This window comes from Kitasatospora sp. NPDC030952, assembly GCF_055571335.1.
In genome coordinates this window covers 40,982-55,758 of the sequence record NZ_JBVIFM010000019.1, presented here as the reverse complement: position 1 = coordinate 55,758, position 14,777 = coordinate 40,982, and the positions used below count along the sequence as shown (strand labels likewise).

The following is a 14,777-nucleotide window of genomic DNA, read 5'->3' as shown; positions in this document are numbered from 1 at the left end:
ACCCGCCCGCGAAGGAGTCCGCCATGTCGCTGCTGCCCGGTGCCGAACCGTACCGCCACCACGGCGGACCGGTCGGGGTACTGCTGTGCCACGGCTTCACCGGGTCGCCGCAGTCGCTGCGGCCGTGGGCCGACGAGCTGGCGGCGGCCGGGTTCACCGTCTCGCTCCCGTTGTTGCCGGGGCACGGCACCCGTTGGCAGGACATGCAGGTCACCCGCTGGGAGGACTGGTACGCGGAGGTCGAGCGCGAACTGCTGACCCTCGCCGAGGAGTGCGAGCAGGTCTTCGTCTGCGCGCTGTCGATGGGCGGCGCGCTGGCACTGCGACTGGCCGCGCTGCAGGGCCCGACGGTGTCCGGGCTGGTGCTGGTCAACCCGTCGGTGCGCTCGGACAACCCCGCGGGGGTGCTGCTCCCGGTGCTCCGGCACCTCGTCCCGAGCATCCCCGGGATCGCGAACGACATCCGGAAGCCGGGCGCCCACGAGGTCGGCTACGACCGGACGCCGCTGCACGCCGCCTGGTCGCTGGGGCGGCTGTGGCAGGAGGTCCAGCGGCGGCTGCCCGAGGTGACCCAGCCGGTGCTGCTGTTCCACAGCCCGCAGGACCACGTGGTCTCGCCGGCCAACTCGGAACTGGTGCTGGCCCGGATATCCTCGACCGACGTGACGGAGCGGCTGTGCCAACGCAGCTTCCACGTCGCGACGCTGGACCACGACGCGGAGGAAATATTCGCGGCGAGCCTGGACTTCATCCGACGGCTGGCTCCCGCGCACGCGGCGGGTGCCGACAGGGCCGAATCCGACGATCACCATGGCTGAAGGGCCGGAAGTGCACGAGAGCAGCACTGCGGGCAGCGGGGACGACAAGCCCCGTGAGGACGGCGCGCGGACCGACGGGGCGCGGACCGACGGGGCGGCGCAGGACGCCACCGCCCGGGGGGACGCCGCCGAGGGGACGCCGACCGTCCCCGGCAACGCCACCGTCCACGGGGACGGCACCGTCCAGAGCGGCCCGACGGCCTCCGGCCCGGGGCCCGACGGCGCCGCGCCGACCGCGCCCGCCACCGGGACCGCCCCCGCGGCGGACGCCCCGGCCCCCGTGGAGCCCCGCCCACGCCGCAGCACCCCCGAGCGCAGCCAGGCCGAACAGGACGCGATCTTCGCCGCCCTGGTCGCCCAGTTCGACGACCCGGTCGACCTCACCAACCCCAACTGGCCGGACGTCGAGAACCTCCGGGCGCAGAACGAGCTCAAGGGCGGCTTCAAGGACGGCAGCGGCCCCGGGGCCGGCCGGAGCGGTCCGGACGACCTCGCCGACCTCGCCCCGCAGCCCCGCCCCCGCGCGAACGGCCCCGTGCTCCCGGCCGCGGGCCCCGGCCCGCGTGACTTCGAGCTGGCCGAGGACCCCGACGAGGGCCACTACGTCCCGCCGGAGCCCCCGCCGCTGCCGCCCGCCGACACCACCGCCAAGTTCGCCTGGCTCGCGGTGCTCGGTGGCCCGGCCCTGCTGCTGATCGACGCCGTGGTGTGGCGGGAGATCTCCGGCTGGCCCGCCTGGGTCGGGGTCACCGCCTTCCTCGGCGGCTTCGTCACCCTGGTCGCCCGGATGAAGGACCGCGACGAGGACGAGCCCGAGGACCCGGACCACGGCGCCGTCGTCTAGGTCCGGCCCGGCGGGTCTTGTCAGGTCCCCTAGACCTCCGGCAGCTCCGGCAGCTCCAGCACCGCCAGCACCGGCAGGTGGTCGGTCGCGGCCCGCAGGTCGGCCTCGGTGACGCCGGGCAGCCCGTGCGGCACCCCGCAGCCGAGGACGGTGATCCCGGGCGTGGCGAACACGGCGTCGATCCGCTGGTAGGGGTTCTCCGGTACGGAGGTGAACTCGCCGCCCCAGGGCGCGGTCGGGTACCCGTCCCACATCCGCGAGGCCAGCAGCTGCCAGCCCGGCCCGTCCGGGTGTTCGTTGAAGTCCCCTGCCACGATGCCCTGTTCGGCGATCGTCAGCTGGTCGAGCAGCAGCTCGAACTGCCCGTACCGCTCCGCCGGGTCCAGGCTGAGGTGGCAGCTGGTGACGGTGAACGGCGCGGCGCCGGGCAGCCGCAGCAGGGCGGTGGCGAAACCGCGCGCGTGCAGCCCGCGGGTCTTGGGCAGCAGCCGGTCGTGCACGCCCAGCACCTCCACCGCGCCGGGCCGGCCGAGCAGCAGCGGTCCGGCGGCGGTCCGGCCGCCCCCGGACAGGACGACCGTCCCGGTGGACCGGGCCAGCCAGGCGGCCTGGCCCTCGGGGCGCCAGTAGCGCGGGGACTCCTGGATGCAGACGAGGTCGGGCGCGCAGGCCCGGATCACCCGTGTGAGCGCCCGCCGGTCGTCGCGCAGCGAGCGGATGTTGTAGCTGAGCAGGCGCAGTCGGCGCGGGCCGCCGGGCGGCGGTTCGATGGGCGTGGCGGTCATCCGTGGTCCTCCCCTTCGCGGTGTCACCAGGGAGGACGGTAGGGCCTGTCCGGCGGATCTCGTCGGATCAGCGCGCGTGCGACGGCGACCGCGCGTGCGACGGCGACGGCGCGGCCGGGATTGGTCGGGGCCCGGTCACACCGCCGCCGGCGGGTCTTCAGCTCCCCCGTGGGCCGCAGGACCGGCGCAGGGGGTGTCACCTTCAGGTGCGGGCGAGGTCCGCCGCGCCGACGATGCCGGCCGCGGAGCCCATGGAGGCGAGGACGACCTCCGCGCGGGGGCGGTGCACCCCGCCGGTCAGGTAGTGCTCGAAGGCCTTGGCGACCGGGTCGAGCAGCAGTCGGCCGGAGTCGGAGACGCCGCCGCCGAGGACGAACACGCCCGGGTCGAACAGCGCGGCGAGGTCGGCCATGCCGCGGCCCAGCCAGTCGGCCAGTTCGGCGTAGCACTCCAGGGCGAGCGGGTCGCCCGCCTCGGCCGCCTCGGTGATGTGGATGCCGCGGATGGTCTCGGCGACGCCGTCGTTGAGCTCCAGCATCCGCCGGCCGCGCACCGGGTCAGCCGCGGCCTTCTCCCGGCCGTAGCGGCGCAGCGCGCGCCCGGAGCCGTACTGCTCCCAGCAGCCCTTGCCGCCGCAGCCGCACTGCAGGCCGTCCGGGACCATGTTGAGGTGGCCGATCTCGCCGGCGACGCCGAAGCGGCCGCGGTGCAGCCGCCCGTCGAGCACGATGCCGCCGCCGATGCCGGTGCCGACGGTGATCAGCACCATGTCCTGGTGGTCGGCGGCCGCGCCGAAGCGGAACTCGGCCCAGGCGGCGCAGTTGGCGTCGTTCTCGACGACCGTGGTCAGGCCGGTGAGTTCCTCGATCCGGCCGCGCAGCGGCTCGTTCTCCCAGTCGATGTTGGGCGCGAAGATCACCGTGGAGCGGTTGCTGTCGACGAAGCCGGGGGCGCCGACGCCGACGGCGGTGACGCCGGGGTGCTGTTCCTTGAGCTCGCGCACGGCCTGCGCGATGGCGTCGACCGCCCACTGGGGGTCGGCCGGGGTGGGGACCCGGGTCCGAGCCAGGATCGCACCCGCTTCGTCGACCACGCCTGCCGCGATCTTGGTTCCGCCGACATCGACGCCGATGGTCAGAGCCATGTGTCCCTCAGCTATTCACTCGTTCCCGCTGGACGGAACGGTACCGCCCAACCCAGCCCCCGTACACAGCCTCGCATACATTATCCGAAGACAATTCTGGGACAGCCGGGCCGCGATGCTTCAAAAGTCGTATCTAATCTCCATCTTCGTGACGTACGAGAGCAGCCCGATCACGCTGCGGAGGTTACGGATTCACTGCTTGGCGGACGGCCCGTCAGCCTCGCCGGAGCCCTCGGCCCGGCCGGGTGCGTCGAGGTCGATCTTCTCCACCGGCGCCCCCTCCCCCGAGGTCCAGCGCCGCTCGTGCCCGGCCACCGCGGAACGGTAGGCGGCCAGCAGCTCGGCGCCGGCGGCGGCCAGCCCGGAGCCGGCCGCGGCGAGGTGGGCGTAGACCTCCGGCTGCTGGGTGCGCAGGCGGTCGGCCAGCCCGGAGAGGGTGATCAGGGTGGTGGCGCTGGTCTCCTGCGCCTTCTCGCCGACGGCGGTGGCGAGCCGGCGCACCTCGTCCACCAGCGGGCCCAGCTCCGGCCCGAACGGGTGGGACGGTCCGCCCGCCTGCTCGGTGCCGGGCTCGGTACGGTCGTCGGTGCTGGTCATCGCGGGCGCCTCCTCAGCCGTGGCCGCACCGCGCGGCCCTTCGGCCCGACGCTACCCGACCGGCCGTACCACCCGGAAAGGCCGGAAAGGCCGTCAGCCCTGCGGCCAGAGCGAAGGGTCGGGTGCGAACCGCACCGAGAGCACGCCCTCGTGCAGCCCCGCCCCGGCGACCGTGCAGCGGCGCAGCGCGGACGGCAGCGGCAGCACCCGGCGGTGGGCGCCGAGGCCGACCACCAGGTCGTCGCCCCGGCGGACCAGGTCCAGTCCGGCGCGGTCGGCGCCGGGCAGGTCGAGGTGCCAGACCAGCAGGCCCTCCTCGGCGAGCCGGTCCTCGACCGTCCAGGGCTGCGCTTCGAGCCGCTCCGGGCCGGGTCCGTCCCCGTACAGCCGGTCGGCGACGGCCTCCAGGGTGCCCTCGGCCAGGCCGGTGACCAGCACCGGGGCGTCGGTTTCGGCGATGAGCCGGTCCAGTTCCTCCTGGCGGCGGCGGGCCAGCCCGGCCAGCCAGGGGTCGGGCGAGGCGAGGGCGGCGGGCGGCAGCGCGCCGTGCACCACGACGGCGTCCGGCCGGTGCCCGTACAGCGCGAGCCCGGCCCGGATCCGGCGCAGTTCCTCGTACGGGTGGCCGTCGGCCGGGACGACCAGGCGCACGCTGGTGCCCGGGTCGCCGATCGCGGCGCGGGACTCGGCCAGGACGGTGGCGGCCCTGGTGCGCCCCTCGTACAGCCACTCGGCGGGCATCGGGACGCCGGCCAGCCCGGCCAGCAGCGGGCGCAGCGCCCGGGCGGCCTGCCGCTGCTCGGGGACGAGCCGCTCCAGGTAGCGGGCGAGCTGCTCGGGCAGGGCGAGGGTGGAGATCAGTTCGGCGGGTGGCGGGGCGAGCACCACCAGGACGTCCTGGTCGGCGGCGGGCAGGGCGCGCAGCAGGGCGAGCCGGGCGATGCCGGGGAGGGCGGTCAGCTCCTCGGGGTCGAGCTGTTCGGCGCCGAGCAGGTCGAGGGCGGGCTTGAGCCGGCCGGTCAGCTCGCCGACGGCGTAGCGGAAGGCGGCCTGCTCGTCGATCCGGGAGACCGTCAGGCCCGGCGCGTAGCCGAGCGGTACCGGCTCCAGGCGGGTGCCGAGCGCGGAGTCCAGGGTGCGGTGGGGGTCGTCGGCGGCCAGCAGCCAGGTGCGGTGGCCGCGCCGGGCGGCGTGCAGGGCGGTGGCGGCGGCCACGGCGGGCGCGCCCGCGTCGCCGCTGACCAGGATGGTGCGCGTCGCCGTCATGCCGTCAGCCCCCGTTCCGCCGTGCCGGTCCCGTCAGCCCTCGACGCGCTTCTTCAGACCGGCCAGCGCCCGGTCGATGATGACCTTCTCGGCCTTGCGCTTGATCATGCCGAGCATCGGGATCTTGACGTCCACGGCGAGCTGGTAGGTGACCTCGGTACGGCCGCCGGCCAGCGGGGCGAGGGTGTAGGAGCCGTCCAGCGAGCGCAGCATCTGGCTGCGGACGAGGGTCCAGCTGACCTCGCGGTCGCCGTCCCAGGTGTAGGCGAGGGTGTGCTCGTCGCGGATGGCGCCGGCGTCGAGCAGCAGCCGGACCTGGGCGGCGCGGCCGTCCTCGCCGGGTTCCAGGACCTCGATCTCCTTGACCTCGCCGGTCCAGGCCGGGTAGGCGGCGAAGTCGGCGATCACGGCCATGACCGTGGCCGGGGTCGCGTCGATGGTGATGCTCGACCTGGTGTGCTCCGCCATGGAATGGCCCTCCGCCTCGTCCCTCTGCCGCCGGCCGGTCCGGTCGAGGCGCGCTCGACCCGATCCGCCCGGAGCAGGCTATCGCGACCGGAGATCGACTCGGCCGCGCGGGCACCGGCGTCGGCGGGCGGGGCCCGCGGCGGTGGGCGCTGCGGGCGGCCGGCAGGGCATGCTACCGGCCGGTACCAGCGGGCTGCCGTAGGGTGCCAGTCGAACGACCCGGTCACGGCCTGGTCGGATCCGGCCGGGTGTGACACTTCGAACACCGGGGCCGACCCCCCTGGTCGAAGCTGCCTACCGGGCAGTAACGTCCTGCCGTCCCGCAGCGTCGCGAACGAGGAGCAGTCTTGCTCGACTTCAGCCTTCCGGCCCTCTATCAGGTACCGAGCGGCGGTAACCTCTCCGACCCTGTGCACCGGAACGCCGAGGAGCACCCGGACGTCGCGGTGCTCAGCCGGAAGGTGGACGGCCACTGGCAGGAGTTGACCTCGGTCCAGTTCCTCGCCGAGGTGCACGCCGCCGCGAAGGGCCTGATCGCCGCGGGCATCGAGCCCGGCGACCGGGTGGGCGTCATGTCCCGCACGCGGTACGAGTGGACGCTGCTGGACTTCGCGATCTGGACGGCCGGCGCGATCACCGTGCCGGTCTACGAGACCTCCTCCGCCGAGCAGGTCGAGTGGATCCTCGGCGACTCGGGCGCGGTCGCCGTCCTCACCGAGACCGACCAGCACGTCAAGGTGGTCGCCGGCGTCCGTGACCGGCTGCCGGAGCTGAAGCACACCTGGCAGATCGACGGCGGCGCGCTCGCCGCACTGGCCGAGGCCGGCCGGGACGTCCCGGACGCGACGGTCCGGCAGCGCCGCTCGATCGCCGGCCCCGACGACATCGCCACCATCGTCTACACCTCGGGCACCACCGGCCGCCCCAAGGGCTGCCAGCTGACCCACGGCAACTTCCTCGCCGAGTGCGGCAACGTGGTCGAGCGCCTGGCCCCGCTGTTCCGCACCGGCGAGAGCTCCGTACTGCTCTTCCTGCCGCTGGCCCACGTGCTCGCCCGGATCGCCGAGATCGCCCCGGTGATGGCCCCGATCAAGCTCGGCCACGTCTCCGACATCAGGGACGTCACCGCCGAGCTGGCCTCCTTCAGGCCGACCCTGATCCTGGGCGTGCCCAGAGTGTTCGAGAAGGTCTACAACACCGCCCGCGCCAAGGCCCAGGCCGACGGCAAGGGCAAGATCTTCGACAAGGCCGCGGACACCGCGATCGCCTACAGCCGGGCGCTGGACGCCGGGGGCGCGGGCCTGGTCCTGCGGCTCAAGCACGCCGTCTTCGACAAGCTGGTCTACAGCAAGCTGCGCGCCGCCCTCGGCGGCCGGGCCACCCACGCGATCTCCGGCGGCGCCCCGCTCGGCGAGCGCCTCGGGCACTTCTACCGGGGCATCGGCTTCACCGTCCTGGAGGGCTACGGCCTGACGGAGACCTGTGCGGCCACCGCCTTCAACCCGTGGGACAAGCCGAAGATCGGTACGGTCGGCCAGCCCGTCCCCGGCGCCTCCGTCCGGATCGCCGAGGACGGCGAGGTCTACTTCAAGGGCCCGCACGTCTTCACCGGCTACTGGAACAACCCGCAGGCCACCGCCGACACCCTCAAGGACGGCTGGATCGCCACCGGCGACCTCGGCTCGCTGGACTCCGAGGGCTACCTGACCATCACCGGCCGCAAGAAGGAGATCATCGTCACCGCGGGCGGCAAGAACGTCGCCCCGGCCGTGATCGAGGACCGGATCCGGGCCCACGCCCTGGTCGGCGAGGTCATGGTGGTCGGCGACCGCAAGCCCTTCATCGCCTGCCTGATCACCGTCGACCCGGACTTCTTCCCGAAGTGGAAGGAGCTCAACGGCAAGCCCGCCACCGCCACCGTCGCCGAGCTGGCCGCCGACCCGGACCTGCTGGCCGCCCTCCAGGCCGCGGTGGACGACGGCAACGCGGCGGTCTCGCACGCCGAGGCGGTCAAGAAGTTCCGCCTGCTGGACACCGAGTTCTCCGAGGAGAGCGGCCACCTGACGCCCTCGCTCAAGCTCAAGCGCAACGTCGTGCTCAAGGACTACGCGGCCGAGATCGAGGCCCTGTACCAGAAGTAGGACCGCACGCCGAAGGGCCCCGGGGCGTACCCCGGGGCCCTTCGGCCTGCTCGGCGTCAGCCCGCCAGCAGCGCGGTCAGCCGCCCGGCCAGCAGGTCCCAGCGCCAGGAGCGCTCCACCCAGCGCCGCCCGGCCTCGCCCATCCGCCGGCGCAGCTCCTCGTCCCGCAGCAGCCGGACGATCCGCTCCGCCGCCGCCGAGGCCGAGCCGCCCGGCACCACGTACCCGGTCTCGCCCTCCAGCACCGCGTCCGGCGCCCCGCCGGAGTCCCCCGCGACCACCGGCAGGCCGGTCGCCGAGGCCTCCAGGTAGACGATCCCCAGGCCCTCCACGTCCAGCCCGCCGCGCCTGGTCCGGCAGGGCATCGCGAAGACGTCCCCGGCGCCGTAGTGGGCGGGCAGCTCCTCCCAGGGCACCGAGCCGGTGAACCGGACCGAGGCCCGGACGCCCGTGGCGTCCGCGAGCTTCTCCAGGTCCGCCCGGTACGGGCCGCCGCCGACGATCAGCAGCACCGCGTCCGGCACGTCCGCCAGGATCTGCGGCATCGCCTCGATCAAGGTGTCCTGGCCCTTGCGCGGCACCAGTCGGGAGACGCAGACCACCACCGGCCGGTCCGCCAGCCCCAGCCGCCGGCGCACCTCGGCACCGCCGGAACCGGGGTGGAAGGTCGTCTCGTCCACGCCCGGCGGCAGCTGCACCATCCGGGCCGCGGCCTGCGGCCCGACCGCGGCGGCGATCCGCGAGCGGGTGTACTCGCCCAGGTAGGTCAGCACGTCGGTGCCCGCGCCGATCCGCCGCAGCAGCTGCCGGGAGCCCGGCAGCTGGGCCCAGGCGGCCTCGTGCCCGTGGGTCATGCCGAGCAGCCGCCCGGCCCCGGCCCGGCGCAGCGTCGGCGCCATCAGGCCGAGCGGGGCGGCGGCGCCGAACCAGACCGAGTCGCACTTCTCCGCGCGCAGGATCTCGGCGGCCCGCCGGGTGACCCGGGGTGTGGGAACCATCACCTTCGTGCGGTCCCGGATCACCGGGAACGGCTGCTCGGCGTCGAAGGCCCGCACCTCGGCGCCGTCCCGCCAGGTCGAGGCGTACACCACGACGCTCCCGGCGGGCTGACGGACGGCCATGTTGTGCACGAAGGCCTGGATGCCCCCCGGACGGGGCGGGAAGTCATTGGTGACGATCAAGGTTCTGTGCATCAGGCCACGGCTCGCTCGGTCGGGGGGTGCTCGGTGTACCGCTGGGTGATCCGTACGATAGGTCAACACCATGACCCGCCGGGAACGGATCCGCCCACGGCAACCGTTTGCCCACCGGGTCAGTCCTAGTACCTAGGCCGCGGACACGGCGGCCCGGGCGTCCGTCAGTACGACGCCTCCGGTGAGGACGTCGAGACGAACGAGGGAGCGCAGTGGAGTTGGCCCCGGCCACCGAGTCCGGTTCTTCACGCGGCCGCCTCGGCCGCCCGCTCGGGGCGCTCGCCGCCCTCGGGGCGACCTGGGTGGCCACCCGCACCGTGCTGGTGCTGCTGGTGACCGGCGTGCTGAAGTCGCCCGGCGGCGACGTCACCGCGGACGTCTGGATGATCTACCACGCCTGGTACGGCGTGCTGCAGACCGGCACCTTCCCGTTCGACGACGTCACCTGGCAGTACCCGCCGGGCGCCGCCCTGGTGATCCTGCTGCCGGGCCTGCTGCCCTGGTCGTACCTGACCTCGTTCTGGGTGATCTGCGGGATCGCCGACGCCGCCGCGGCCGCGCTGCTGGTCCGCACCGGGCTGCGCAAGGGCCGGACGCTGACCGGCGCCTGGCTGTGGGTCGTCGCGGTGCCGCTGCTCGGCCCGATGATCTACAACCGCTTCGACCTCCTGGTCACCGCGCTCGCCCTGGCCGGCCTGCTCGCGATGATCCGCCGCCCGGCGATCGGCGGCCTGCTGCTGGGCCTGGGCGGCATCGTCAAGGTCTGGCCGCTGCTCGGCCTGATCGGCACCCCGTCCGGCCGCCGCACCCGCCGCTCCTGGACGCTGGCCGCCGCCACCGCCGTCTCGGTGGGCTTCCTGCTCGCGGCCGGCATGAACGGCGCCTTCGGCTTCCTGGCCTTCCAGGGGGCCCGCGGCATCGAGGTCGAGTCGGTCGGCGCGCTGCCGCTGCACCTGGCCCGGCTGGCCGGCGGCTGGGACGGCAAGGTCACCATGAACTACGGCTCCCCCGAGATGCTCGGGCCGTGGGTCAGCGTGATCAGCAAGGTGATGATGGCCGGCACCGTGCTGGGCTTCCTCTGGCTGCTGCTGTGGCGCTTCACCGCCCGCCGCCGCAACGCCGCCACCATGTACGACGCGGCGCTGTGCGCGCTGCTGATCTTCGTGGTGACCAGCCGGGTGATCAGCCCGCAGTACCTGGTCTGGCTGGTCGGCGTCGCCGCGGTCTGCCTGACCGTGCGCGGCACCAGCCAGCGGCCGGTGGCCCTGCTGATCCTGCTGGCCTGCCCGCTCACCCTGCTCGAGTTCCCGACGATGTTCACCCAGGTCCTCAACAGCGAGCCGCTCGCGGTCACCGTACTGGGCCTGCGCAACCTGCTGCTGCTGACCGCCACCGTGCTCGCCTGCGTCCGGCTCTGGCGCTCCACCCGCGCCCCCGCCCCGCTGCCGCCCACCGTGGTGCTCGCCGAGCCCCCCGCCCTGCCGCCCGCCTCCGCCTACCCGGTGCGCCCGGGCATCGCCTACGAGCAGGACCTCCTGGACGGCATCGACCAGCCGGCGGGCGCGCGGCCCTCCAACGGCCGTTAGCCCTTCAGAGCCGCCACCTCGGCCAGCCAGAGCCCGGTGAACTCGGCCAGCCCGACACCCAGTTCGCTGCGCAGCAGCCGGTCGGTGCGGTGCTCGCGGTCCTCGCCCTGGCCGTCGCCCGCGCCGACCGCCCGGTAGAAGGCGACCAGCCGCCCGGTGCCGTACCGGCGGGCGATCAGGTCGCAGGCCAGCCAGGACTGCTCGTAGGCCTGGGCGATGCCGGTGGCGCCCGCGGCGAAGTCCCCGTCGGCGGGCAGCGCGGTGGGCAGCTTCCCGGCCGCGACGTCCCGGGTCAGCTCGGGGGCGATCTGCTGCGGGCGGCGGCCGGACTCCCGGTAGGCGGTCCAGTCGGCGACGCCCTCGGAGAGCCACAGCGGGGTCCAGGCCCGGGTGTCGGCCCGGGTCGCGACGTGGGTGGCCTCGTGGGTGACCACCACCTGCCGGCCGAAGTCGCTGAGCCGCCCGAACGCCTCGGGGTTGATCACCACCCGGTCCGCCGGGGTGTGCCAGGGCGCGCCGGGGGCGGCCACGGTGACCGCCGCCATGCCCGTCCAGCCGGCCGGGTCGGCCTCCAGCAGCCGGGCGAACTGCGGCTCGGTGGCGGGCAGTTCGAGCAGCAGCCGACCGGGCCAGGCACTGCCCCAGACCGCACTGACGGCGGGCACCGCGGTGTCCCCCACCGCGACCAGACCGGCCGGGTCGGGCCCGCCGGCCAGGCCGAGCACCAGGCAGTGGGCGCCGGGGGCGGTACGGACGGGGCCGAGGTCCCACAGCGCCGGGGGCCCGCCGGTGCCCTCCTCCCGCTCGACCCGCCGGCCGCCCCGGTCCCGGACCAGCTCGATCCGGCGCGGGTACACCACGGGGTACTCGTCGTAGCCGGTGATCCGCACGGCCAGTTCGACGGAGGCCGTCAGCCGGTCCGGCCCGTCGGCCGGCGACAGCACCAGGTCGCGGTACGCCGCCTCGGCCCCGGTCAGCCCCGACCAGACGGGCAGCGAGCTCGCCCGCGCCGCCAGCAGCCCGGCGACCTCGGCCCGCAGGTCGGCGTCCCGCCCGTCGGGGACCGTCGCCGGGGCGGCCGGCGGCAGCGACAGCTGGGCCAGCCCGCCGGCCGCCAGCAGCAGCGCACCGCGCCGGGACACCACGCAGCGGGCCGGGTCTATCGGGTGGGGGCCGTCCGGCCCGCCGGGCGTCGCGCTCAGAGCCGGACCACTCCCGAGACCGGCATCGCGTTGACGCTCTCGTACCGGACCTTGGCCCCCGGGTACGGCGCGTGCACCATCACCCCGCCGCCGGCGTACATCCCGACGTGGTGCATGTCCCGGTAGAAGATCACCAGGTCTCCCGGCCGTGCTTCGGAGAGGCTGATCCGCTGCCCGGCGTACGCCTGGGCCTGCGAGGTCCGCGGCAGGGTCACTCCGGCCTGCCGCCAGCTGTAGTACATCAGACCGGAGCAGTCGAAGGCACGGGGCCCGGTGGACCCGTAGACGTAGGGCGAGCCGATCATCCGCACCGCGGCGGCCAGCGCGGCGGCCCCGCGCTCTGAGGCGGCCGGGGCGCTGCCGAGGTCCAGCCGGTCGGTGCCGCGGGTGGCGCGCGACTCGGCGTCCCGGGCGTCCTGGGCGATCATCCGGGTCCGCTCGGCGGCGCCCAGGCTGTTGAGCAGCTTCTGGGCCTTGGCCAGCCGCTGCTGGATCTGCTGCTTGTTCTCGGCCAGCGAGCGGCGGGCCTGGTCCAGCTCGGCGAGCTTGGCCGCGGTCTCGGTGCGGCGCTGGTCGAGCCGGCGCTGACGGGTGACCAGCTCGTGCAGGGTCTCCTGCTGCCGTTCGGCGGCCTGGCCCAGGGTCCGGGCGCGGGCCAGGTAGCCCTCGGGGTCGGTGGAGAGCATCAGCTGGGCGGTCTGGGCCATCCCTCCGCCGCGGTACTCGGCCCCGGCCACGGTGGCGAGGTCCCCGCGCAGCTGGTTGAGCTGGTCCTGGGCGGCGGCGACCTCGCCCTGGAGGATCGTGGTCTCGCCGAGCAGCCGCTTCTGCGCCTCCTGGGCGGCGTTGTACTTCTCCGACGCCTGCTCGGCCTCGTCGTACAGCTGATCGACCTGAGCCTTGACGTCCTTGCGGTCGGGCGCGTCCGGCGCGCCGGGGGTGGCCTGGGCGCTGCCGGCGGTCGCCACGCCCAGGGCCGTGGTGGCGGCCGCGGTCAGTACCAGCGCACGGGCGAGCAGTTGGGAACGACGGTGCACGGGCATGGCGGCAGCGGCTCCATTCCTGCGGCGCGGCCCCGCGGCCGCGCCCTGCTGGGCGGCCGTCGAGCGGGAGTCCGGTGGCAGACGTTAGCGAGTCCGGGCAAGTGAGTCCAAACCCCTACCGACCCGAATATTTGACCCCTATTCGGACACCAGGCCGAGCAGCCGGAAAAGCCGCAGGCCCGGCCCTCCGTGACGGAGGACCGGGCCCGTGAACCTTCGAGCGGGGATCAGACCCGGACGATGGAGGCCAGCGGCATGTTGGAGACGGCCTCGTAGCGGACCGACGCACCCGGCTTGGGCGCGTGCAGCACCTGGCCGTTGCCCGCGTAGATGCCGACGTGGTGGGCGTCGCCGTAGAAGATCAGCATGTCGCCGGGCTGGGCCTGGGAGATGTCCGAGCCGATCCGGGTGCCGGCGCCGGCCTGCTCCTGGGAGGTGCGCGGCAGCGACACACCGGCCTGGTTGAACGCCCAGACCATCAGGCCGGAGCAGTCGAAGGAGCCGGGGCCGGTGGCGCCCCAGACGTACGGGCTGCCGACCTTGGTGGCGGCGGCGGCCAGCGCGGCCGCGCCGTGCGAGCTGCCCGGGGCGACCTTGACCGGCGCGGCCGCGGCGCCCGAGCCGAGGTCGCTGCGGCTGCTGTCGCGCGAGGCGCGATCGGCCGGCTGGCTGGCCTTCGCGGCGGCGTCCGCCTTGGCCTTGGCGTCGGCGGCGGCCTTGTCCTCGGCCGCCTTGAGCGCCTGGCGCTCCTGCTCGGTCAGCGTGTTGAGCAGGTCCTGGGCGGCCTTCAGCTTGTTCTGGACCTCGTCCTTGGAGGCCTTCAGCTGCGTGGTGGTGGCTTCCAGCTCGCCGAGCTTGCTCTGGGCCTCGGTGCGGTCCTGGTCCAGCTTGCGCTGCTGGTCCTGGAGCTGCTTCAGCTGGTTCTTCTGGGTGCTGCCGGCCTGGTTGAGCGCACCGGCCTGGTTCAGGAAGTTGTCCGGGCTGGAGGAGAGCATCAGCTGGACGGTCGGGGATATCCCACCGTTGCGGTACTGCTCGCCCGCGATCTCGGCGAGGCCGCCCTGCAGGTCGGTCACCTGAGCCTGCTGCCGGGCCACCTGGTCCTGCATGCCGGAGACCTGCTTCTCCAGCTCCTGCTGCTTCTCCTGGGCGGCGTTGTACTTCTCGGTCGCCTGCTCGGCCTGCTCGTTGAGCTGGTCGACCTGCTCCTTGACCTGGTCCTTGGTCGGCTGCGGGTCGGCGTGCGCGCCGGTCTGCGCGGAGAGCGCGACGGCGGCGGCGGCGAAACCGGTCAGGATCGAGACACGGGCGCGACTGGCGGGCTTGGGACGACGATGGGACGCCACGAAGGCGGACTCCTTCTTCCTACATCCGCCTACCGGGTGAGCTGACGGGTTCGGGCCGGAAGCATGCCCTACGGCGCCTCACCGGCCTCACCTGCGGCCGACCTGGCGCCGATTCACCCCGGAGGAACGTGGTTCCCCGGCTCCGCTCCGCAGCGCCCCCGACTACTGGGCTCCCCTGTCGGGCAGTCGCTTCGACCTGCCCCGCTGTTTCGCGAACTCGACGGTAACCACCGCCGCCACCCAGGCTGGGTGATCGACAGTGCGGTGGTTCGAGGCACGACCCTAGTAACTGAACCGTGATCCGTTCAAATCCTTGTCAGAAAAAAGACGGAAGATCACCCATG

The 14,777-nt window shown here is 74.1% G+C and carries 13 protein-coding genes and 1 riboswitch; of the genes, 4 read left to right on the top strand and 9 right to left on the bottom strand.

From position 1 onward, the window contains the following. Window positions 1-23: 23 nt before the first annotated feature. Together ACZ47G_RS28445 and ACZ47G_RS28440 are read left to right on the top strand one after the other, a co-directional pair. Window positions 24-818, top strand: coding sequence for an alpha/beta hydrolase (locus ACZ47G_RS28445; RefSeq protein WP_465747401.1), 795 nt, complete (start codon window positions 24-26; stop codon window positions 816-818). Between the two features lie 10 nt (window positions 819-828). Then, a complete protein-coding gene (locus ACZ47G_RS28440; protein WP_465747399.1) occupies window positions 829-1,662 on the top strand; it encodes a hypothetical protein in 834 nt (277 codons plus the stop codon). 29 nt (window positions 1,663-1,691) lie between these two features. Here ACZ47G_RS28440 and ACZ47G_RS28435 read toward each other — a convergent pair whose 3' ends face one another. The 5 genes from ACZ47G_RS28435 to ACZ47G_RS28415 form a co-directional block, all read right to left on the bottom strand. Then, a complete protein-coding gene (locus ACZ47G_RS28435; protein WP_465747397.1) occupies window positions 1,692-2,447 on the bottom strand; it encodes an endonuclease/exonuclease/phosphatase family protein in 756 nt (251 codons plus the stop codon). A gap of 202 nt (window positions 2,448-2,649) precedes the next feature. Next, a complete protein-coding gene (locus ACZ47G_RS28430) occupies window positions 2,650-3,591 on the bottom strand; it encodes an ROK family glucokinase (protein WP_465747395.1) in 942 nt (313 codons plus the stop codon). Between the two features lie 192 nt (window positions 3,592-3,783). Then, window positions 3,784-4,188, bottom strand: a complete 405-nt coding sequence (locus ACZ47G_RS28425; protein WP_465747393.1) for a DUF5304 family protein — start codon at window positions 4,186-4,188, stop codon at window positions 3,784-3,786. Window positions 4,189-4,281: 93 nt separating this feature from the next. Further along, window positions 4,282-5,454 (bottom strand): ArsA family ATPase, encoded by a 1,173-nt coding sequence (locus tag ACZ47G_RS28420; protein WP_465747391.1) that lies wholly within the window; start codon window positions 5,452-5,454, stop codon window positions 4,282-4,284. 33 nt (window positions 5,455-5,487) lie between these two features. Continuing rightward, the gene (locus ACZ47G_RS28415) at window positions 5,488-5,922 is read right to left on the bottom strand and encodes an SRPBCC family protein (protein WP_380458862.1); all 435 of its coding nucleotides are present in this window, start codon (window positions 5,920-5,922) and stop codon (window positions 5,488-5,490) included. 347 nt (window positions 5,923-6,269) lie between these two features. Here ACZ47G_RS28415 and ACZ47G_RS28410 point away from each other — a divergent pair, with 347 nt between their 5' ends. Beyond that, a complete protein-coding gene (locus tag ACZ47G_RS28410) occupies window positions 6,270-8,063 on the top strand; it encodes an AMP-dependent synthetase/ligase (RefSeq protein WP_465747388.1) in 1,794 nt (597 codons plus the stop codon). Between the two features lie 56 nt (window positions 8,064-8,119). On the opposite strand, the gene ACZ47G_RS28405 is transcribed toward ACZ47G_RS28410, so the two are convergent. Next, the gene (locus ACZ47G_RS28405; RefSeq protein ID WP_465747386.1) at window positions 8,120-9,256 is read right to left on the bottom strand and encodes a glycosyltransferase family 4 protein; all 1,137 of its coding nucleotides are present in this window, start codon (window positions 9,254-9,256) and stop codon (window positions 8,120-8,122) included. Between the two features lie 212 nt (window positions 9,257-9,468). On the opposite strand from ACZ47G_RS28405, the gene ACZ47G_RS28400 reads away from it, so the two are divergent. After that, entirely contained in the window at window positions 9,469-10,842 is a 1,374-nt protein-coding gene (locus tag ACZ47G_RS28400; RefSeq protein WP_465747384.1) for a glycosyltransferase 87 family protein, read from the top strand. Here ACZ47G_RS28400 and ACZ47G_RS28395 read toward each other — a convergent pair. The 3 genes from ACZ47G_RS28395 to ACZ47G_RS28385 all read right to left on the bottom strand — a co-directional run bounded on the left by ACZ47G_RS28395 (window position 10,839) and on the right by ACZ47G_RS28385 (window position 14,433). After that, entirely contained in the window at window positions 10,839-11,987 is a 1,149-nt protein-coding gene (locus ACZ47G_RS28395) for a hypothetical protein (protein ID WP_465747382.1), read from the bottom strand. The two genes, ACZ47G_RS28400 and ACZ47G_RS28395, sit on opposite strands and share 4 nt — an antisense overlap. Before the next feature lie 53 nt (window positions 11,988-12,040). After that, a complete protein-coding gene (locus tag ACZ47G_RS28390; RefSeq protein ID WP_465747380.1) occupies window positions 12,041-13,087 on the bottom strand; it encodes a C40 family peptidase in 1,047 nt (348 codons plus the stop codon). 227 nt (window positions 13,088-13,314) lie between these two features. Further along, window positions 13,315-14,433, bottom strand: a complete 1,119-nt coding sequence (locus ACZ47G_RS28385; RefSeq protein ID WP_465747378.1) for an NlpC/P60 family protein — start codon at window positions 14,431-14,433, stop codon at window positions 13,315-13,317. A gap of 10 nt (window positions 14,434-14,443) precedes the next feature. After that, a riboswitch (cyclic di-AMP (ydaO/yuaA leader) is annotated at window positions 14,444-14,598 on the bottom strand. Window positions 14,599-14,777 lie beyond the last annotated feature (179 nt).